Raw genomic sequence first — 21,008 nt, 5'->3', positions numbered from 1 at the left:
TGCCGTCAGGCCGTCAGCGCCTGGCCGAGGGCGTCCTCCGCGGCCACCCAGGAGAGCATGGCGCATTTGACCCGGGCAGCGTAGCGGGACACGCCCTCGAACGCCGCGGCGTCGCCGAGCACCTCGGGGTCGGCCGGCACCTTGCCGCGCGAGCGCAGCACCTCGCGGAAGCTGTCGATGACGGTACGGAGTTCCTCGACGGTCATGCCCTCGGCGAGGTCCGTCAGCACGGACGCCGAGGCCATCGAGATTGAGCAGCCGTCGCCGTCCCAGCGCAGCTCACTGACCTTCCCGCCGGCCACGGACACCCGGACCGTGATTTCGTCGCCGCAGGTCGGATTCAGCTGGTGCGACTGGCCGGAGCTGGCTTCCTTGGGTGCGTCCACGGCGGCCAGGCCGCTGCCGTGCCGGGCCTTGGCGTGTTCGAGGATGATCTGCTGGTAAAGCTGGTCAAGACTCATGGATGTCCGTCCTAGGCTTGGAAGTAGGCACGGACGTCGGCGGCCGCGTTCAGGAACGCGTCCACATCGTCCGTGGTGTTGTAAAGGTACGTGCTGGCGCGCGTCGTCGCCGTCAGCCCGAGCCGGCGGTGCAGGGGCTGGGCACAGTGGTGGCCGACGCGCACGGCGATGCCGCGGCTGTCCAGGAACTGGCCGACGTCGTGCGCGTGGACGCCCGCGACGTCGAATGCCGCCAGGCCAATCCGTTCCTGCCCGGCCGCGGGACCCAGCACCCGGATCCCGGGGATGGATTCCAAGCCGCGCACGAGGCGCTGGCCGAGTTCGGCTTCCCAGGCGTGGATGCGGTCCATCCCGGTTTCGCTGAGGTAGTTTACCGCCGCGGCGAGAGCCACCGCCTGCGAGATGCGCTGGGTGCCGGCCTCGAAGCGTTGCGGGCTGGGCAGGAAACCCGCCCGTTCCATCGTGACGGTGGTGATCATGGAGCCGCCGGTCAGGAACGGCGGCATCGCGTTGAGCAGCTCCGAGCGGCCATAGAGGGCGCCGATGCCGGTGGGGGCGAGCATCTTGTGGCCGGAGAACACCGCGAAGTCGACGTCGAGCGCCTTGACATCCAGGGGCAGGTGCGGCGCGGACTGGCAGGCGTCGAGCACCACGAGGGCCCCGGCGGACCGGGCCAGGGCCACCAGGGCGGCCACCGGGTTGATGGTGCCGAGCACGTTTGACGCGTGCGTGAACGCCAGGACGCGGGTGCGCGGGCCGATGATGCCGGCGGCGGCCTCCAGGTCCAGGGCGCCGGCGTCGTCGATCGGGATGAACTTCACGACGGCGCCGGTCCGGGCTGCCAGCTCCTGCCAGGGGATCAGGTTGGCGTGGTGCTCCATCTCCGTGACGACGAGCTCGTCGCCCGGGGCCAGGGCGAACCGGGCCGCTTCGGGTCCGGCACCCGGCAGGGACGCGTTGAGGAAGGAATACGTGAGCAGGTTCAGGCCCTCCGTGGCGTTGGAGGTCCAGATGAGCTCATCCCACTCCGCCCCGACAAAGTCCGCCACCGTTTCCCGGGCGTTTTCGAACGCCTCGGTGGCCTCGACGGCGAGGTGGTGTGCCCCGCGGTGGACCGCGGAGTTCCGCTGCTCATAAAATTCCTGCTCGGCCGCGAGCACGCTGAGCGGGTTCTGCGAGGTGGCACCGGAGTCCAGGTAGACGAGCGGCCTGCCGTTGACGTGCTGCTGCAGGATCGGGAAGTCGTTGCGGATCCTTAGGACCTCCTCGTTTCCGAGTGCGGCAGCAGAGCGGCGGAGGTGGGCTGGGGTGGCAACCATGGCGGAGACTCCTGGATCGGCGTTCGCTGCGGCGTACGCCGCGCCGGCCTGGCAGCCAACGCGGAAAATACGTCACACAGATTAAGCCTAATTATCCCATGTTCCCGCAGCCCTCCTGCGCGGCCACCGTGCGGACCCGCACACCGCGGAGCCCGGAGGGAGGTTGACATCCAACGGCGGCGCCGAATCTCTAGCCGGCGCTCATTGCGGTGGCGGGGGCTTGCCCGACGTGCCGCCGCCGCGGGTGGCCTGCCGGCTCGCACCGCGGTGGCGGGGGCTTGCCCGACGTGCCGGCGCTTATTGCCGGGACCGGCGGGGGAATGCCCACAAGGCGTCGTCACACGCCGCTACCCCTGCGGCGATGCCCGACGGCGCACCTGCCAGGTTCGCGCTTCTCGATGGCGCGGACCCGCGTTCAGACCGATTAAGGGAGCCGGCGGCGGCTGGGGGGAGAGCCTCGGTCTCAGAAGGCTCTGACGCCGCCGGCTCCGACCTTGGCGTGTGGCTGCCCGTTGGGGCACCGCACGGTTCCAATGAAGGAGTTGGTGGAAAAGATTACGGCCCGATCACCTCTAATGGTGGCAGTGGCTGCATCCGCAAGCAAGGAATTCGAGACCACACTTTCCTCGGTCCATGCTTGCGGTTGATAACCGCCCTCAAGTTCCTCATTTTGAGACCTTTGTGAGCTGTTCGGGTTGGAGCTGTTCGGGTTGGAACTGTTCGTGGGACTGGGTTAAGTCAATCGCCCGGACCGGCTCTGCACACGAGTAGCGTTTACCCGACTTCTGACGCCCTACTCGCCTTGGCACTACTTGGAGCTACTCCCGCTGCTCCCGCGGCCACCCGTGCTGTACGCAGCCATAGCCAATTCATGTTGTGCCCGGTCCGGTCAGGAGTGCAGGGGGCCGAGGTCCAGGAGGTCCGCCCGCCGGCCAACGCCGAGCTTGGCGAAGATCCGGGACAAGTGCCCCTCCACGGTCCGTAGGGACACACAGAGCGCGGTGGCGATCTCGGCGTTCGTGGCCCCGCCCGACACCAGTTCCAGGACTTCGGTCTCACGGGCAGTCAACGGGGCGCCTTGATCGCTGCGGACGACCTCTAATTGCGCGGCCATTCCGGCCTCCACGAGGCGGTGATGGACCCGGCGCTGGACCGCGGTAAGCCTCCACCGCTCCGGGTCGTCTGCCAGGATACGCTCTGCCTGCTGGGCGGCTTCAAGGGCAAGGAGCCCGTGCCCTGCATTGAGCGCGTCGTCGCTGATGCCAATGAGGTCGGACGCATCGGACGCCGACACCGCTCGCGCGTAGGACTCCACCAGCCGGGCCTCCGGGCCGTCGACCGCTCCGCTGCTGAGAGCGAGGGCCTCGGCGCCCGAGGTGTCACCGCCGCGGAGCGCGAGCCGCCTGATATCGGTTTCAACGCCCCGCAGGCTCTCGTGCAGGGCCTCGTCCGCCAGCCGCGCCAACGCCCCGTCACCGCTCCCTCCGGGCCCCTCTCCGGGTTCAGCCGCCCGGCAGTACGCCTCTGCCAGCAGGTGAAGGGTTTTCGGCTCCCGGTACACCGAAAGCCGGTAGGCCAGCACATGCTGGCGGGCCTCATGGTGGCGACCGACGGCGCCTGCGGCATAGGCCGCGACGGCGCGTGCAAACGGCAACAGGCCCAACGGGTCGGCGATAGTCAGTTCCTCCACACCCAGCCGCAGTTCGGCCAGGCTTTCACGCATCCTGCCCTGCCGCAACCGCGAATATCCCCGCATGAGGTGCAGCATGCCGCCGCTGTACAGCAGCCGTCCAGGCTCACGGGCCGCGTAATCGTCCAGGACATTTCCGAGCCGGTCCCAGTCGCCGGCCGAGATCAGGTTCAAGCAGTGGCGCACCACGAGGTCCTCGTAGACCAGGGGGAGCTCCAGGCTCGCGTTTCGGGCCCCGCCCCATGCCTCGCCGTCCAAACGCAGCCCGGCCCGGAGTTGGCCTTGGGCGGTCAAAAGTTCGGCGAGGAGGGAAACTGCCGGTACCCGGATTTCGGGATAGGCGCCGGCCGCGTCGATGAGTTCGCGCAGCACAGTTCCAACTGCCGTGAACCTGCCATCCCACGGGCGGCTCAAAAGCTCTGTGGCCAGTCCCCCGGCGGCTGTCCCGTCCGACGGCCGTCCTGCCGGAGCGTGTCCGGGACCGCCCGTGCAAGCTGCGATTTCCGCAGACAGCGAATCCCGTGCCCGCGATTCCAGGAGCCCTGGTTCCATGGGCAACACCAAGCCTGGGCGTTGCGTGCCGGCGTCGGCATGCTGTTGCCGGGCCGGCGTCGCAGACCCGAGCCGGGCTGCGAGCAGGGCAGCCAGGTAGGACGGCCGTCCGGAGGGCACCGGCCGCGCGGCCTCGAGACACGCGACAGCGGCCTCGGTGTGCCCGGCGATGAAGTGCGAATAGGCCAACTGGATCCTGGCCTCGGGGAGGAACCGGGCGTCCCGGATGGCGCCAGCCGCCCGGGCCGCGGTCGCAGGGTCCAAGTCCGTGTTCGCGGCGACAGCGGCCTGCAGGAGCTGGAGCGGAGGGATCTCTACGCCGCAATCCATGGACCAGCGCAGCCGGTTGAGGGCCGCTCCCGGCGCCGCGGCCCGCGCCGACGGAAGCGACAACACGCTCGAACGCAGGGCCGAACTGCGGCCGGCCGGGACCCGGTGGCGGATGATCTCGCCAAGGATCGGGCTGGCGGGCCGTACCAGCCGGTCCTGCCCCTTGGAGACAGCGATGATGCCCGCCGTGTCCAGGGCATCGACGGCCTTGGGGCCGCTGATCCGCAGAATCTGGGCCAGGGATAGGGGTCCTGCCAGGGCGACGATCGTCGCTGCCGTCTTTTCCTCCGGTGTCATGGAGCGCAACTGCCGGTCCACAACGTCGGCGGCCGGCACTTGGGCCATGTCGGGGTTGGCCAGTAGGAACCACACACCGTGCCGGAGACCCAATGCGCCGCTGGCACGGGCATGCTGGATCAGGGACATCAGCATGAGCGGATTGCCGTCGGCCGCCTTATGGAACAACGCACTGACCCACGGAGATACGTCGGCCCGCAGGACCTGCTCGCACAATTGGTGTGTTCCGGTCCGGCTCAGCGGGTAAAGGTCGAACTTGGCGATTATCCCGTCGTCCCAGAGCGCGAGGAACTCTTCCGGAATCATCGGCCCGGGACGGCAGGCCACGAGGATTCCCGCGGCGCCAGTCGCCGCCGCCTGCGCCAACTGCCGGACGGTTCCATGGTCGAGGCAATGCGCGTCGTCGACCACAAACAGAGGGCGGTCCGCCTCGGATTTCAGGCTGCCCGCCATCGCTTCTACGACGGCGGCGTTGGAGTCGAGTTCCCGGTCAGGAAGCCGGGACAAGTACGGCGCCAGGGCACCGAAAGGAACGCTGGCCAGGGCCGGGGTGGCGGTCAGCCGAATCAGGCGGCGGTGGGGCTCGAGTTCGCGGATGGCGGCTTTGACGATGGCGGTCTTGCCCGCGCCTGCGCCGCCGATGATGAGCGCACCTGATCGGGTGTCGTCACGCAGGCAACGCACCAGGTCCTTGACCAGCGCCGAGCGCTCGATCAGCGCTGAGGTCTCAGCCAGGCTTTCCATCGCCGGTTCTTCCTGCCAGCTTCTGCCCGTCTTGAATAGCCGCCCGGGCTGCCGCCTGCAGCCTGCCGGGGTCAGCCGAGCCGGGCGCTGTCTGCCGGAGTCGAGATGACATCTTTGAGTTCCGATCGGCTGGCGACGTGCAGCTTCGAATACACCTGATAGAGGTGTCCCTCCACAGTGCGGACCGATACGTGCATCTGTTCCGCGATTTTGCGGTTGGACGTACCGGCAGCGGCCCGGACCGCCACTTCACATTCCCTCGCCGTCAGGGTTGAGGTTGTGAGTGAACGCAGACCGTTCTTCGGACTGCCGAACTTGTCATCGAGGGACTGCTGCGCCCGCTGGGCGATCCGCAGCGCGATCCGGTTGCCGGCGTCGTTCGCGCAGCCGACGGCTTTCCGCACCGCGTCCCTGGCGAACACGGTGTTGCCGAATGCCTCAGCGTCCTTGGATGCCCCCAGCAACTGTTCGCTGTCAGCCTCCCGCATGCCTTCGGCCAGCCGCGAGCACAGGGCCGCGAATTGTCCGGTCACCCTCCCGCTCAGGCTGCCGAGCTTCTGGCCCGCCTGGCGGTCCCCCAGCCGGGCGGCGGCGGACTGGAACAGGAGCGCGGGAGCCAGTGCTGAGGTTTCGGCGTCGTTGCCCGCTTCGGCCGAGAGTGCGCGGATGGACATTGCCCTCTGACCGAGCTCGGCCTGGGCCGACAGTTCGAAATAGCGTGTGAGCCGTTCCACCAGCCAGGCCGCGGGCCGCCGGACCTGGGCAAGATCGCCAAGTAGCAGGCCGGCCATTTCCTCTTCGCCCTGGAGCGCGGCGGCATAGGCGCACACGGCCGCGGCCAGGCCGCCCAAAGCGTCGGGGTCCTGCGCCCGAAGCTGCCAGCGGCCTGCCTGAAGCCGGGACAAGGCGTCGTCGAGGTGTCCGGCATGCAGATCCATGACGCCGTGCCCTATCTCAAACATCCCTCCCAGCCTGGTCTGGGGCTCTCCACCGCTGTACGTCTCCTCGAGATAGTCGGACGTTTCCTTGAACTTGCCCGAGAGCAACAGGAGGAGCAGGAACCTGCCTCTGATCTCACGAACCGCATGGTCCGTGAGACGCACGCTGGCTGTGGCCGCCAGGATCTGCTGGCCCAAGGCCAGCGCCCGCACCACGTTGCCGGTGACGGCCAGGGCCTCGCTGCGCACACTGGCGGTCAAAATCCTTGGTTCGCTGCCCAGGTCCGCCGCGTCCACGCCGTCTGTTATGGCCAGGACTTCGGCGTAGCGTCCACGGAAGGCGGCGAGCCCAGCCTCGGCCAGCCGCAGCCGCTCCCGGGCTGCAATTACGACTGAACTCTGCGCCGCGGGCTCGGCAGCCAGCCGCTCTGCGAACTCCTGAATCCGCGCCTCGGGATCGGCGCCCGGCGCGGTGCTGCGTTTGTCCAGTTCCACGCGCAGGAGCTGCAAGGCGGTCCACTCGCTCAAGGGAAGCTTCGCGCACGCGTCGTCATCGAGTGCCTCCAGCACCCGGCGCGCGGACTCCTCGTTGTTCACCGAGATGTGGGCATTTGCTGTTTCGATGGCGATCAGGGCGGCCGGTTCGCTGCCTTCGACCTCCTGGACAAATCGCAAGGCGGCGGCGTGGTCGGATGCACCGTTCGCGGCGCGGGCGGCCGCCAGGGCCACCCCGGTGCTCACCTCTTCCCCGCAGTCCAGAGCCCAGGCGACACCGGCCGAGCCGCCCGTGTCGGGTGTGTCCGACTCCTGGAGCACGGCCGTGAGCCGGCGGCGGAGTTCGGCGCTGCGCCCGGGCGGGACCACGTTAGCGACAATGCCGGCGGTGACCGGGTTGGCGACGCTGACCATCGGCGGATGGTCATGGGTGACCCGGATCAGGGCCCGTTCCTGGAGCGCGTCCATATCCTGCGGGTTGGCGATGAGCATGAGGGTCTGCAGCGGGACCGCCCCGGCGAGGGCCAGCAGTTCAAAGACGTCGCGCTGGCCGTTGCCGAGCCGGTTGAGTCGTGCCTTCACGACGTCCCGGATCTCTCCGGTCAAGGCGATGGGGCCGTTGCCCAGGAACCATACACCGTCCTGGCGGACGACTGTGCCCAGCTTGATCTGCTCCCGGGCCAGGGAATGGAGGAACAAGGGGTTGCCACCGCTCGCGCTCCAGAGCGCCCGGGCGGCGGTGAGTGAGAACCGGCCGCCGTATTCGTGGTGCAACGTTGATGCCGTCTCTTCGAAGTCGAACGGTCCGAGGTCCACCCTTCGGAGCAGGTCATCCTTCCACAGGCCCATGATGTCGCCGCCGATATGGGGCATGTCCACGCACGCCGCCAGCAACGTGACATGGGACCCGGCGCTCAACTGGGCCACCATCATGCTGGAGAGCTCGTCGAGGTCGTGGGCGTTGTCCACGAAGAGGACGATTTGCCGGCCCTCGGATTTGGTGTGGAGCAGCTGGGTCAGTCCGCGCAGCACCATCAGCGGGTGCTCGAGGTGGGAGGCGTCGAGGTCGTTGAGCAGGACGCTCAGGGCCCCGTAGGGAAGCTTGGAGGATATGGAGCTGCCCCTGACCTGGACTACCAGATACTCGTCGCCGAGTTGCTCAAGGGCACGCTGGGCGATAAAGGACTTGCCGGCCCCGTGGTCGCCCACGAGTACTATGCCGCAGCCGGAGCCCGACGTCAGGGTCCCGACGATGTCGGCAACGACTTCCTGGCGGGTGAAGGGTCTGTCCTTACTGCGGCCGTAACCGCTTCTTTGCGCCGGAAAAACTACTTCTGTCTGGCCGCTGCCCGCAGGCAAGCCGGCGTCTTGCTGGAACATATGAGAGACCTTCGCAATCAAAGTGTGAGCGGTGATACCTCAACGGTAGGGACTACGCGTATTTTCCGGATGCGTAAGTAGTACTCGATTACTTAGCGAGTATTCGGCCCGCTCTACGTAGCTGTACTCAGTTGGACCGGCGCCGCCGCAAGGCCCAAACCAAGTAGTCGCAATCCCGCTGCACGTGTCCGGCGGCCGTAACGGCCCGGACACGGGAGCTACGGCACGCCAGGGGCCGCCGTTGCTCCGGATACGGCCCCAAGGGCCATCTTCCCTTTGCCTGCCGCTAGTGCCCGCCGATGCCGGGAAGCTGTTCACGGCCCTTGACGTTGAGCTTGGCGTAGCTGCGATAGAGATGGCCTTCAACCGTGCGCACGGACACCTGCAGCTCCGCGGCAATCTGCCGGTCGGTGAGGCCGCGTACCGCAAGCGCCACAATGTCGCGCTCGCGGCGGGTCAGTATGCCGAGTGAGTCATCGCTCTTGGCCGCTTCGTCACCGGGAAGGTCGTCGGCCCGGTCCAGGCACCGCTTCCGCTGGGAGTTGGCCATGCGCTCCCTGAGGGTGTCGCCCGCGGCCCGGTAGGCGTGCGCCGCGGCGTCGTAGGCAAGGGCGGCAAAGGCCCACAGCTCCGCCGCCTCACAGGTTTTCGCGGCCTCAAGGAGGTCGGCGGCGTTGTCTGTGCTGATGGCTGCAGCGTAGGCGCAGATCGCGGCGGGCCGTGGGCCCTCAAGCCCGGCCCGGAGTTCGAGCAGCCTCGGCGCGGAGTCCGTGTCCCCCAGGGCCAGGCAAAAGGCCAGCGCGTCGAGCTCAAGGCCGGCGGTGTCCACCTCCGGGTACGGGCGGCCGAGCCGCTTCAGTTCCGCGATGGCACCGGGATAGTTCCCGAGCCGGGCTTTTCCATAGACCACGGCCATCGCGGCCAGCGAGCGCATGTACCTTGGCAAGGCCGCGGGGGCTGCCTCGAAGTCGGCGAGGAGAAGCTCCGCCTTCGTCTGGGCACCGACTTCGGCGGCTGCCGCGAAGGCCATGGCCGCCGTGAGCGCGAAAAGCTGCTGAGGGTCGGTCAACCGCAGCGCTTCGAGCGCGGCACTCAGCGTGTTCAGGGCCTGGGCAGCCTTGCCCTGGTAGAGCAGGATGATGCCGTGAGCCGCGTGCACTCCCCCGCCGAAGGAAATCAAGTTCGGCCCGGAACCGGCGACGAAGCCGGTCAGGAGGTTCTCCGCCGCCTGCCAGTCGCCGGAGTGGATTGCGGCGGCTGCGGACCGGACCACGAGGAAGTCGGTGAGGAAGTAGAGCTCATCGTGATCGGTCCCGGCCGCCTCCATGGCCCGGGTCATCGCGGCGAGGGCGCTCAGTCCCTTGCCGCCGGCCAGGAGCCGCTCCGCGTCGAGGCAGAGCCGGAACGCCTGCACGAGGGTGTTCGACGGCGGGGTGCCGGCAGCCGCGTCCCCGGCGGACGCGGCCGCGGCCGGAGCGGCCGCGTACTCGCCTGCCAGCGCCAGGACCATGGCTTCCATGGTCTCCAGCCGCTCTTCCGTGGCACGGTGAATGGCTTCGGCGTCGTCCGGCCGGGCGGCGGCGAGGCGTTCGGCGGCGCGTCGGAGCGCCTGTGCCCGCTTCATGATCTCTGCCGGCGTGTGGCCCAGCGCTGACATCGCTGCGGCCCACAGGAGGGATCCGGTCAGGAGCCCGGGGATACTGTTTCCCTGGCCGAAATCGGCGTCGAGGATATCCCGGGCCGCCACGTAGTCAGAGGCGTTGTAGCGGGTCCGTGCTATCACGGCGCGGGCCGCCATCTTCAGTTCAGGATCCTTGACAAGGACGGCAGCCTTGCGGGCGAGCTCGTCCTCGTAAAGCCGGCTTGCCAGCACGGCGGCCCTCAGGAGCTGCCGGTCCTCGACCTCCGCGCCGCATTCGATCGACCAGCTCACATGCCGCAACAGTCCCTCGGCCGACGTCGGCTCGCTGTCCATCTTGCGCAGCAGGCTCTGCCGAAGCTGTAGGCTCCTGGCCGGCGAAATCAGGTTCCGCAGCGTGTCGCCGTACACGGTATGCCACAGCCGCAGCTCACCCGACCCGGTGTCCGTGACCCGGATCAGTTCGCTGTCGATCAGCGATCCCACGGCCTCTTCGCCGGCCACAGATTCGATCAGTTCCCGGGACACGGGTTCGGCCAGCGCCACCAAGTTCAGCGCCTGCCGTTCTTCCGGCGAGCGCATCAGCAGCTGGCGGCGCACGACGTCGGTCAGCCGGTCGCCGTGGCTGTTCAGGTGCCGGGTAAACAACCAGACACCGTTGCGCCGCAGCAGCGTCCCGTCGTTCCTGGCATCGTCCAGGAGCCCGTTGAGGAGCATTGGGTTGCCGCCGGAAGCCTCCCAGAGGATCTCGGCGACGTTTGGCAGCACTTGCGAGCCGAGCTCGCCCTCCAGCATCTCTGTGGTCTGCGCGAGGGTGAGCGGGCGGAGGTCGTGCCGTTCGGCGATCCCTTCAAACCAGAGCTGCAGGAGCGGTTCCGGCAGTCCGGGCCGGGCGGCGGCGCCCACGAGCAGTTTCGCCCAGCCGGCCGCCGCCAGCTCCGCAAGGATTCCGGCCGTCGCCTCGTCGAGATCGTGCGCGTCGTCGACGACCAGCAGGAGGGGCTTCTGGGTGGCCCGCTTCTGCTCCTCCAGATGCGCCCACAGCGTCCTCAACACGGCCAGCTGCGATGTTGCTTCCTGGACCGGCAGTCCGACGATGAAGGGGCCGAGGACACCGTAGGGCACCTTGGTCAGCGACGCGCTGCCGTGGATCGGCACCGGCGTCACTTCCGGGCCCAGCTCCCCGACAACGGCATCGATGAGCCGTGACTTGCCCATCCCGCTGTCGCCGAGGACGAACACGGCCACATGGCTGCCGCCCCGAAGGGCCTCCACTGCTGACATCAAATCTTCCGACCTCCCGGTCAAGGCGCGGTTCGGCACCGTGCCGGGAGTTCCCGCCGGCCCCTTAGATGAGTCCAAGCAGATCACTTCGCGAAGAAACGCCGAGCTTCGTGAACACCTGGTACAGGTGGCCCTCCACAGTCCTGACGGAAATGCCCACTTCCAGGGCGATGTCCTTGTTGGAGACCCCGTTCCCGGCCAGGGTGGCGATTTGCCGCTCCCGGTCTGTCAGCAGCGGGCCCTTGTTGCGCGGCATGACGGGCAGCGCCGGTACGGACTCCGAGAGGCTCTCAAGCATGCTGTAGGCGGCGTTGGCGCTGGCGGTCAGCCCGGCGCCCTTGGCGAAGTCGAATGCGAGCGCGGCGCACCGCGCCTGGACGGCGTCCAGTTCGAGGCCCGCGGCCTGCTCGGCGGCTTCGAGCATGATCGCGGCGTCCTTCTTCCGGCTGCCGACGGCGACCGTCCGGGACAGCTCGGCAAGCGGTCCCTGCCGCAACCCGGCGATTTCCTCCATGAAAAGAAAATCCTTGACGGTTCCGTTCACGGTGGCCCCGAGCATGCAGATGCCGGCCAGCGTGTAGCGGCCCTTCCGGAAATGTTCCTCCGCGGACCGTATCAGCCGGTCCTTGGCCTCGGGGTCACCGAGCCACCGCGACGCCATATCCATGCAGAACTCGGTGGAACTGCCAACCGTGAAGCGGGCCGGGCCGTCAGCCGAGCGGGCCCGGTCCAGGTAGACCGTGGCCTGGACCGAGTTGCCGGTCTGGGCGTAAGCAAAAGCCGTGGCGGCGTACGCCTGGCGCAGGGACTGCAGGCTCGCCCGGACCTCCAGCTGGGCGATCGCGGCCAGCAACGGATCCAGTGCCATGTACCCGCGGCCGGCATAGACATAGGCGAGCCCGACGGCGAGGTCTGTTGCGGCGCTGCCGGAATGCAGCCCGTGCCCGGCCCGGCCGCTCGCGTCCTTGAGCATGTCGATGGCCTGGCGCCACAGGCCCGAGAGGAGCAGCACGTTAAAAGAGCGCCACGCGAAGTTTTCGCGGATGCGCGGCACGTTGGACCACTCGCCCAGCTGCCCACCGATTTCCCGCATGAGTGCGCGGGCATCGAGTTCGTGACCCGTCATGGACCAGGCCTCCATCAGGATGATGGCCGACCTGAGCCGGTGCACGGGATCGGCCCCCGGGACGTCCGTGGTGGCCGCGGTGGTAAGCCGTTCCATCATGGGCCCGAAATCCCCTATGAAGGAGAAATAGTTGAACTCGCACAGATCCAGGCAAAGCCCGGCCCGGGCCAGCGCCGCAGGGGCGGGGGACGGCTCGTCCAGGCTCAGGTCCTGGAGCCGGACCCTGGCCTGCTGGAGCAGTTCGGGGACCTGGCCGGAGCGGTCGTCCAGCCAGGCCATGCAGTCGGCCTTGGCCGCGATGAATTCGGCAAAGTTCTCGGCCGCGAGGTCGTTGACCTGCCGCTCGGAGACGTCGTCCAGCGCGGACATGGCCTGCAGCGGCAGACCGAGTTGGAGGTAGGCGGCCGATTTCTGCAGCTGGCCTTCGGCCCACTCAGGGTCCGAGGGAGAGAGGCTGCCGGCGCATTTGAGGGCAAATTTCGGGTCGAAGAGCTTGACGGCGGCACTTGCAGCCGCCACGGCATGGGCGGGTGCCAGCTGGGCGTGGCAGTCGTGGGTCCACGCCGCGTAGGCCAGCAGGTCTTCCACGGTGAGCTCGTCCAGCTCGTGTTCCTGGTGCCCGGGGACCTTGTCCCGGAGCTCCAGCCGGCGCTCCACGCTGAGCCAGTTGCGGACAATGTCGCCGAGGTAGCGGTCGCCCAGCGTGACGAGGTGCCGGTCCGCGCGGTCGACCACGATCTGGCCGGCCTCTTCCATGTCGGCAATAACGCCGGGGCTGTACATCCTGGCGAGCCGGGACAGGGGCAGGGTCCGGGCGCAGGAGAGGACGTCGATGACTTCCCGGGCCTCGGGTGTTTCCCTGGCATACCTGGCCCGGACAATATCCTCCAGCGCCGTGCGGCCATCCAGCACAACCTCATCGAGCAGTGTCCACACGGATCCGGACAGGACCAAGTTTCCGCGTTCGATTTGTTCGGAGACGACGGCCTGCAGGAGCGTGGGGCTGCCGCCGACCAGCTGGTGCAGCTGGCTTGCCAGGGCTGTCGAGACCCGATGGCCCAAGGCTGACTGCAGCACCTCCAGGGTCTCGAGTTCGGTCAGGTTGGCGAGCCGGACCTCGGCAAGCTGGCCCGAGGTGATGAGCCAGTAGAAGTCGGGCGGAAGGTCGGTTGTGCGCTGGGCAGTTGCGATCAACCGGGCGGTCCGGGTCTGCAGCAGGTTGAGCAGGACCCCGGTGCTGAGTTCGTCGAGGGCGCCGGCGTTGTCCAGCAGGATCACGCACTGGCGGCCGGCGGCGTCGTCGCGTATCAGCGAGGTAATGCCGTGCAGGATGGCGGTCGGCGAGCCCAGGGAACTCTGCGGGAGCCGCGCAAGGGTGAAGGCGAGGCAGCCGTACGGCGTTGCCGAACCCGGCCCTGAACTGCGGAGCTGGATGGTGTACACCTCGGGCCCGAAGCCGGCGAGGGCAGTCCTGCCGACAAGCGTCTTGCCCACACCGCGGTCGCCGGTGATGACGACGCCCATCCGGTCGTGGGCAAGCAGTTCCTGGCGGACACGCTCGGCATCAGCGTTCCGCGCCAAACCGGACCAGCCGTGTCTCGCGACCTGGCCGGCAGCATGTTCTTCTTCGGCGGGTGCCAATGTAGTGGAAACATTCCCCCAGCCCAGCGAATCCCTCGACATGTAGTTTCCTTCGTACCGCTTTGCAGACAGCAACCCCGGACTGCCCACTTAGAAGTAGCGTATCCCTATCCCCCGACATGAGAGTAGACAGATCATAGCCGGAATGCGGAAAGCTTGGAAAGGAAACCCGTAATCCGCATGCAACTTAGCCGTCCGGCGCCTGCCGGGGGCCCGGGCCGGCCCGCCGTCGGGGCATTTTGGCCGCGTGCTATTTTGCCTGCGTTGACGTCCGAGAGGCGCTACGTCGCCTTGGCGGGGTGGAACTTTTGCTGGGCGGCGGTGAGGCCGTCCCGGACCAGAACTTCGACGGCGTCGGCGGCTGAGTCGATGAGGAAGGGCAGTTCCTTCTTCTCCGGCGCGGAAAAGTCACGCAGGACAAAGTCCGCGGTCTCCATCCGTCCGGGCGGACGCCCGACGCCCACCCGCACGCGCAGGTAGTCCTTGGTGGCCAGGGCCTTGGAGATGTCGCGCAGTCCGTTGTGGCCGCCTTCGCCGCCGCCGATCTTGAGCCGCACGGTGTCGAAGGGGATGTCGATCTCGTCATGGACGGCAATGACACGGGCCGGATCGATCCCATAGAACTGGGCCAGGGCAGACACCGGGCCACCGGAGACGTTCATGTATGACAGCGGCTTGGCCAGCACAATCCGGGGCCCGCCGATGCCCAAGCGCCCTTCGAGGACCTGGGCTCGCGATTTGTGGGACTTGAAGCCGCCGCCGACGCGCGAGGCGAGTTCGTCCAGGACCATCTGGCCGACGTTGTGCCGGTTGTGGCTGTACTCGGATCCGGGGTTGCCAAGGCCTACGATCAGCCAGGTGTCGGTCATGGATCAGTCCTTCGGTGGGACGCGGTCAGTGGGACGGGGCGAGGGGGGCGCGGCGAGCGGGGCCAGCGCGGGATACGGCACCGGAGACGACGGCGGCCGGGCCCCTGAGGGACCCGGCCGCCGGTAAATTCGCCGGAATTACTCGGCTGCTGCTTCGGCTGACGAGGCAGCGGCTTCGCCCTCTTCGCCCTCTTCGACGTTTTCGGTGGCCTCGGAGATGTTGACGACGAGTGCTTCGGGGTCGGCCAGCAGGGTGGAGCCCTTCGGCAGGACGAGGTCGGAAGCGTGGATGTGCTCGCCGGCGCTGCGGCCTTCGATGCTGACCTCGATGGCGGTCGGCAGGTGGGTTGCCTCGGCCTCGACGGAAACGACCGTCATTTCCAGGTTGTGGACGTTGCCCGGAGCCAGTTCGCCGCTGAGGTGAACGGGCACGTCAACGGTGACCTTCTCGCCGGTGCGGACGGTCAGCAGGTCGAGGTGCTCGATGATCTGCTTGATCGGGTTGCGCTGGATGTCCTTGACGAGGGCCAGGTGCTGCTCGCCGTCGATGTCCAGGGTCAGCAGGGCGTTGGCGGTGCGGACGGCCAGGGTGGTGGCCTTCGCCGGCAGGGTGATGTGGATCGGCTCGGCGCCGTGGCCGTAGATGACGGCCGGGATCAGGTTGGCCATGCGGGCGCGGCGGGCGAAGCCCTTGCCGAATTCGGTGCGGACTTCTGCTGCGAGCTTCTGCTCAGACATGGATATCTCCTCGTGGGATTTCAAGCTGTGGGACTAAACGGTGTTCAGCAAGGGCGGAGGTCTGTTTACGACCTTCAACGCCGGGCTGCCGTGCGGCTGCCCTTCAGAAGGAGATTCAGACCCAGTCGATTACGGAGACCAGCAGACCGGGTTCCGATTAATTTCCCATCAATACGGAATTCAATACGGAATGCCGGCGCTCTCCCTCGCCAAGGTTTCGGTACAAGGCTACCAGCGGAGGGCCCGGTTTCTGAAACCGGGCCCTCCGCCGGCCGGCTCAGGCCTGGCCGTCGAACAGGCTGGTGACGGAGCCGTCGTCGAACACTTCACGGATGGCGCGGGCGATCAGCGGCGCGATGGACAGCACGGTCAGCTGCGGGAAGCGCTTGTCCGCGGTGATCGGCAGCGTATTGGTGACCACCACTTCGCGGGCGCCGGACTCGGACAGCCGGCGGGCCGCCGGATCGGAGAACACGGCGTGGGTCGCGGCGATGATGACATCCTTGGCGCCGGCGTTTTTGAGCACCTGGACGGCGCCGGAAATGGTTCCGCCGGTATCGATCATGTCGTCGATCAGGACGCAGGTGCGGCCTTCAATCTGGCCCACGACCGTCTTGGAGACGGCCTGGTTGGGCACGGTGAGGTCCCGGCTCTTGTGCACGAACGCCAGCGGCGCGCCGCCGAGGCGCTCGGCCCACTGCTCGGCCACGCGGACGCGGCCGGTGTCCGGCGAGACGACCGTGACCTTGTCCGAGCCAACCCGGGTGCGGATGTAGTCGGCCAGGAGCGGAATGGCCATCAGGTGGTCCACGGGGCCGTCGAAGAAGCCCTGGATCTGGGACGTGTGCAGGTCCACGCTCATGATGCGGTCGGCGCCGGCGGTCTTGTACAGGTCGGCGACGAGGCGTGCCGAGATCGGCTCGCGGCCGCGGCCCTTCTTGTCCTGCCGGGCGTAGGGGTAGAACGGGGACACGACAGTGATGCGCTTGGCGGAGGCCCGCTTGAGCGAATCGATCATGATCAGCTGTTCCATGAGCCAGTTGTTCAGCGGGGCCGGGTGGGCCTGGATCACGAAGGCGTCGGTGCCTCGGACGCTCTCGCCGGCCCGCACGTAGATCTCGCCGTTGGCGAAGTCGTAGGCGTCCAGGGGCAGCAGTTCGGTGCCGAGCTCCTTCGCGATCTCCTTCGCCAGCTCAGGGTGCGCGCGCCCCGCGGCCAGCACCAGCTTCTTCTCGCCGTGTGCCGTAATTTCGCTCATGATTGCTAGCCCTCTTCTGTCGGTGCCGGAGTAGTGGAGGATGTTGGGGCGGCGCCCGCGGCGACTGTAGCGACCGCGGCGGCGGATTGGGCCGGGGTTGATCCGGCCCGGGCGGACTCGGCCAGGGCGGCGGAGACGGAACCGGGGCGGTTGGCCGCCACCCAGCCTTCGGAGTTCCGCTGCTTGGCCAGGGTGACGGCGAGGGCGCCGGCCGGGACGTCCTGGCGGATGATCGCGCCGGCGCCGCTGTAGGCGCCGTCGCCCACGCGCACGGGGGCCACGAACACGGTGTTCGAACCGGTGCGCACACCCGAGCCGATCACCGTACGGTGCTTCTTCTCGCCGTCGTAATTGGCGGTGATGTTGCCGCAGCCGATGTTGGTGTCCTCGCCGATTTCCGCGTCCCCGGCGTAGCCGAGGTGGGACAGCTTCGAGCCGCGGCCGATCGTGACGTTCTTGGTTTCGTAGAACGCGCCGATTTTGCCGGTCTCGCCCAGGACGGTGCCCGGGCGCAGGTAGGTGAAGGGGCCCACGCTGGCGAGCGCCCCGATCGTGGAGCCGGAGCCGTGGGTGCGGATCACCGTGGCGCCGGTTCCCACCGTGACGTCGGTCAGCGTGGTGTCCGGGCCGACGACGGCGTCGCGCGCCACCCTGGTGCTGCCGTGCAGCTGGGTGTTGGGCAGGAGGCGGACGTCCTCGTCGAGCGTCACCGTGGCGTCGATCCACGTCGTGGCGGGATCCACGACGGTCACGCCGGCGCGCATCCAGGCTTCGAGGGTGCGGCGGTTCAGTTCAGCGCCGAGCGCCGAGAGCTGGACGCGGTCGTTGGCGCCCTCCACCTGCCAGCGGTCTTCGGTGACGACGGCGGCGACGCGGCCGCCCGCAGCGCGGGCCAGGGCCAGGACATCGGTGAGGTACTTTTCGCCCTGGGCGTTGTCCGTGGTGACGTGGACCAGCGCGTCGCGCAGCACGGCGGCGTCGAAGGCGTAGATGCCGGAGTTGACCTCACGGATGTCGCGTTCGGCGCTGGTGGCGTCTTTGTGTTCGCGGATTCCCGTGACGGTTCCGTCTTCTGCGCGGAGGATGCGTCCGTAGCCGGTGGCGTCGTCGAGCACGGCGGTGAGGACGGTGACGGCGTTGCCCTCGGCCTCGTGGGCGGCGACGAGCTCGGCGAGCAGGCCGCCGGTGAGCAGCGGGACGTCGCCGTACGTGACCACGACCGTTCCGCCCAGCCGTCCTTGGGGGTTGAGCGTGTCGAGCGCTTCCAGTGCCGCTTCGACCGCGCGGCCGGTGCCGGGTACATCGTCCTGGTCCACAATCAGGGCCTGCGGATCGAGGGCGGCGACGTGGGCGGCGACGAGGTCGCGTTCGTGCCGGACCACGAGGGCCAGCTCACGAGGGTTAATGCTGCGGGCCGCCTGGAGCGCGTGGCCGACCAGGGAGCGGCCGCCGATCTCGTGGAGAATTTTGGGGGTACGGGATTTCATCCGGGTACCGGCCCCTGCAGCTAGGACGATCACGGCGGCTGGGCCAGTATTCTCGGGGCTCACGTATTGGCTCTCCTTGCTTGGTTGCGCAGTGTGTCTCGCCAAGTTCCGCCCATAGGACTCGAACCTATACTCCACGGCTCCAAAGGCCGGGGTGCTGCCATTACACCAGAGCGGACCGTGCACAGGCTTGACCTGTGGCACGAGAATCAATTCTGCCACGAAGGTTGATGCTCGTGCGACTCAGGGCCGCGGGAGGGCGGCTGGCAGGTGCGGGAGGGCGGCGTGGGTGGCAGGCGCGGCCGGTGCCACGGGACATGCCCATTCTTGGTTCGCGCGAAGATACATGTCCTGCAAGATCCCTGCACTCCGCGGGACATGCCCAGCGCTGGTCCCCAGCAATGGACATAGCACCAATATGCCCAACCCTGGCCCGCACCGACGGACATGTCCTGCGGGAAATCGGCCCTGCAGTGGACATGTCCAGTGTTGGCCTCCGCAGCGGTACATGTCCTGCAGGATGCGCGTACTCCGCGGAACATGTCTTCCTGGGCGTGCCGAGACCCGTTCCCTATGCGGGACATGTCCAGTGCTGGTCTACGCGGCGGGACATGTCCTGCAGGATTCACGCACTCCGCGGAACGTGCCTTCCTGGGCGCGCCGAGACCCGTTCCCTAGGCGGGATATGCCCAGCGTTGGTCCCCAGCAGTGGACATGTCCAGTGGTGGCCTCCGGAGCGGAACATGCCCAGCGGGATCTAGGCCCTGCCGGGGACATGTCCAGTGCTGGCCCGCGCCACGGGACATGTCCTGTGGGTTTTGGGGGCTACGAGGGACATGTCCAGCGGTGGGTGCACACACTGGGCATGTCCCGGGGAGGGCAGGAGGCTACTCCCCCAGCACTTCCAGGGCCTCAAGCCACTCGAGTTCGAGGGCTTCGCGTTCCCCGGCCAGTTCCTGGAGTTTCGCGTTGAGCCCGGCGAGCTCGTCGAACTTGCTGGCGTCCCCGGCACCGGCCGTCATCTGGGCGTGGATCTTGTCTTCCTGCTGCTTGAGTTTGCCCAGCTGGCGGTCGATCCGGTTCTTGGCCTTGCGGGCGTCGCGCTTTTCGGCCTCGGAAGGGCCGCTGGCGGCGGGAGCGGAACCCCCGCCGGCGGACGTGACGGGATTTCCGCCGCCGGTGATCGTGGAGCCGGCCAGGGCCCCTTCGCGCAGTTCGAGGTACTGGTCCACGCCGCGCGGCAGGGCGCGGATCTTGCCGTCGCCTAGGAGCGCCATCTGGTGGTCCGTGACGCGCTCCAGCAGGTACCGGTCGTGGCTGACCACAACGAGCGTGCCGGGCCAGCCATCGAGCACATCTTCGACGGCTGCGAGGGTATCGGTGTCGAGGTCGTTGGTCGGCTCGTCAAGCATCAGCACGTTCGGCTCCCCGACGAGCAGGCGCAGGAGCTGCAGCCGCCGGCGTTCGCCACCGGAGAGGTCCTTGACCGGGGTCCACTGCTTCTCGTTGGTGAAGCCAAGCTGCTCCACGAGCTGTCCGGCGGTGAATTCCTTGCCGCCGACGTTGAAGGAGCGCTTTTCCCGCTCGATCACTTCGATCACGCGCAGGTCCGAGACGTCGTCGAGTTCCTTGACCTCCTGGGTCAGGACCGCGGTGACCACCGTCTTGCCGCGCTTGACCTTCCCGGAGGTGGGCTGGATCTCGCCGTTGAGGAGTTTGAGCAGGGTGGTCTTGCCGGCGCCGTTGACGCCCACGAGGCCCAGACGCTCCCCGGGAGCGAGGCGCAGCGTGATGTTGTCGAAGAGCTTCTGCCCGGCCTCGCCGCCGACGAAGTCCAGGGAGACGTGCTCGAGGTCCAGGACGTCCTTGCCCAGCCGGGCGGTGGCCATCTTGCTCAGCGCCGTCGAGTCGCGCGGCTCGGGGACGTCCGCGATCAGGGCGTTGGCTGCCTCAATCCGGAACTTGGGCTTGGCGGTCCGGGCCGGGGCACCGCGCCGGAGCCAGGCGAGCTCCTTCTTCACCAGCTGCTGGCGCTTGCTTTCCATCACGGAAGCGGACCGGTCGCGCTCCGCCCGGGCCAGGACGTAGGCGGCATAGCCGCCGTCGAACGGGTCCATGATACCGTCGTGGATTTCCCAGGTCTTGGTGCAGACTTCATCGAGGAACCAGCGGTCGTGGGTAACCACGAGGAAGGCGCCCTGGTTGGCCCGCCAGCGGGTCTTCAGGTGCCGTGACAGCCACGCGACGCCTTCGACGTCGAGGTGGTTGGTCGGCTCGTCGAGCATGATGACGTCGTGGTCCTCGATCAGCAGCTTGGCCAGCGCCACACGCCGCTTCTGCCCGCCGGAGAGCGCATGGACGTTGGCGTGCCAGTCGACGTCGGACACGAGTCCGCCCATGACTTCGCGGATCTGGGGATTGCGGGCCCACTCATAGTCGGCCTGGTCCCCCACGATCGCGGCGCCGACGGTGAGGTCGCCGTCGAGCACGTCGCTCTGGTCCAGGTAGCCGATGTTGACCTCGCTGCGCTTGGTCACGCGGCCGGAGTCCGGGGTGGAGCGCATGGCCAGCAGCCGCATCAGGGTTGACTTGCCGTCGCCGTTGCGGCCCACCATGCCGATCCGGTCGCCCTCTTCAAGGCCGAGGGTAATGCCATCGAGAACGGTACGGGTTGCATACGAGACCGTGAGGTTCTCGCCGCCGAGCAGGTGTGCCACTGGGAACTGCTTTCTTAGGTGTATCGGTGAAGTGTTGCTGTGA

Annotated in this window: 11 protein-coding genes and 1 tRNA gene; all 12 read right to left on the bottom strand. The window is 67.9% G+C overall.

Annotated elements, in window-relative coordinates; translation table 11 throughout:
* Positions 1-5: 5 nt before the first annotated feature.
* The 12 genes from sufU to ABH915_RS06965 all read right to left on the bottom strand — a co-directional run bounded on the left by sufU (position 6) and on the right by ABH915_RS06965 (position 20,965).
* Positions 6-461: a Fe-S cluster assembly sulfur transfer protein SufU gene (sufU, locus tag ABH915_RS07020; RefSeq protein WP_370119317.1), complete on the bottom strand. Its 456-nt coding sequence runs from the start codon at positions 459-461 to the stop codon at positions 6-8.
* An 11-nt stretch (positions 462-472) separates the two neighbouring features.
* Entirely contained in the window at positions 473-1,780 is a 1,308-nt protein-coding gene (locus ABH915_RS07015) for a SufS family cysteine desulfurase (protein WP_018774655.1), read from the bottom strand.
* Between the two features lie 889 nt (positions 1,781-2,669).
* Positions 2,670-5,393: a LuxR C-terminal-related transcriptional regulator gene (locus ABH915_RS07010; protein ID WP_370119314.1), complete on the bottom strand. Its 2,724-nt coding sequence runs from the start codon at positions 5,391-5,393 to the stop codon at positions 2,670-2,672.
* A gap of 71 nt (positions 5,394-5,464) precedes the next feature.
* On the bottom strand, positions 5,465-8,206 hold the full coding sequence (locus ABH915_RS07005) for a LuxR C-terminal-related transcriptional regulator (protein WP_370119311.1): 2,742 nt from the start codon (positions 8,204-8,206) through the stop codon (positions 5,465-5,467).
* Between the two features lie 286 nt (positions 8,207-8,492).
* A complete protein-coding gene (locus tag ABH915_RS07000) occupies positions 8,493-11,168 on the bottom strand; it encodes a LuxR C-terminal-related transcriptional regulator (protein ID WP_370124958.1) in 2,676 nt (891 codons plus the stop codon).
* Positions 11,169-11,193: 25 nt separating this feature from the next.
* Positions 11,194-13,938: a LuxR C-terminal-related transcriptional regulator gene (locus ABH915_RS06995; protein ID WP_370119308.1), complete on the bottom strand. Its 2,745-nt coding sequence runs from the start codon at positions 13,936-13,938 to the stop codon at positions 11,194-11,196.
* A gap of 239 nt (positions 13,939-14,177) precedes the next feature.
* Positions 14,178-14,765, bottom strand: a complete 588-nt coding sequence (gene pth, locus ABH915_RS06990; RefSeq protein ID WP_370119305.1) for an aminoacyl-tRNA hydrolase — start codon at positions 14,763-14,765, stop codon at positions 14,178-14,180.
* A gap of 138 nt (positions 14,766-14,903) precedes the next feature.
* On the bottom strand, positions 14,904-15,503 hold the full coding sequence (locus tag ABH915_RS06985; RefSeq protein WP_018774661.1) for a 50S ribosomal protein L25/general stress protein Ctc: 600 nt from the start codon (positions 15,501-15,503) through the stop codon (positions 14,904-14,906).
* A 277-nt stretch (positions 15,504-15,780) separates the two neighbouring features.
* Complete coding sequence (locus tag ABH915_RS06980; protein WP_018774662.1) at positions 15,781-16,761, bottom strand: ribose-phosphate diphosphokinase; 981 nt, start codon at positions 16,759-16,761, stop codon at positions 15,781-15,783.
* A 5-nt stretch (positions 16,762-16,766) separates the two neighbouring features.
* Positions 16,767-18,311: a bifunctional UDP-N-acetylglucosamine diphosphorylase/glucosamine-1-phosphate N-acetyltransferase GlmU gene (gene glmU / locus ABH915_RS06975; RefSeq protein ID WP_370119300.1), complete on the bottom strand. Its 1,545-nt coding sequence runs from the start codon at positions 18,309-18,311 to the stop codon at positions 16,767-16,769.
* A gap of 43 nt (positions 18,312-18,354) precedes the next feature.
* Positions 18,355-18,426: transfer RNA gene (locus tag ABH915_RS06970), tRNA-Gln, on the bottom strand.
* Positions 18,427-19,135: 709 nt separating this feature from the next.
* Positions 19,136-20,965 (bottom strand): ABC-F family ATP-binding cassette domain-containing protein, encoded by a 1,830-nt coding sequence (locus ABH915_RS06965; protein ID WP_026537750.1) that lies wholly within the window; start codon positions 20,963-20,965, stop codon positions 19,136-19,138.
* Positions 20,966-21,008 lie beyond the last annotated feature (43 nt).

Origin of the sequence: Arthrobacter sp. MW3 TE3886 (assembly GCF_041262145.1) — a bacterium.
Taxonomy (GTDB): domain Bacteria; phylum Actinomycetota; class Actinomycetes; order Actinomycetales; family Micrococcaceae; genus Arthrobacter.
Note: the sequence above shows the minus strand (reverse complement) of the source record. Positions and strands in the feature narration are given on the sequence as shown.

Coding starts and splice junctions, on each gene's coding strand:
- sufU (WP_370119317.1), bottom strand. CDS start 461: ATGAGTCTTGACCAGCTTTACCAGCAGATCATCCTCGAACACGCCAAG.
- ABH915_RS07015 (WP_018774655.1), bottom strand. CDS start 1,780: ATGGTTGCCACCCCAGCCCACCTCCGCCGCTCTGCTGCCGCACTCGGA.
- ABH915_RS07010 (WP_370119314.1), bottom strand. CDS start 5,393: ATGGAAAGCCTGGCTGAGACCTCAGCGCTGATCGAGCGCTCGGCGCTG.
- ABH915_RS06995 (WP_370119308.1), bottom strand. CDS start 13,938: ATGTCGAGGGATTCGCTGGGCTGGGGGAATGTTTCCACTACATTGGCA.
- pth (WP_370119305.1), bottom strand. CDS start 14,765: ATGACCGACACCTGGCTGATCGTAGGCCTTGGCAACCCCGGATCCGAG.
- ABH915_RS06980 (WP_018774662.1), bottom strand. CDS start 16,761: ATGAGCGAAATTACGGCACACGGCGAGAAGAAGCTGGTGCTGGCCGCG.
- ABH915_RS07005 (WP_370119311.1), bottom strand. CDS start 8,206: ATGTTCCAGCAAGACGCCGGCTTGCCTGCGGGCAGCGGCCAGACAGAA.
- ABH915_RS06985 (WP_018774661.1), bottom strand. CDS start 15,503: ATGTCTGAGCAGAAGCTCGCAGCAGAAGTCCGCACCGAATTCGGCAAG.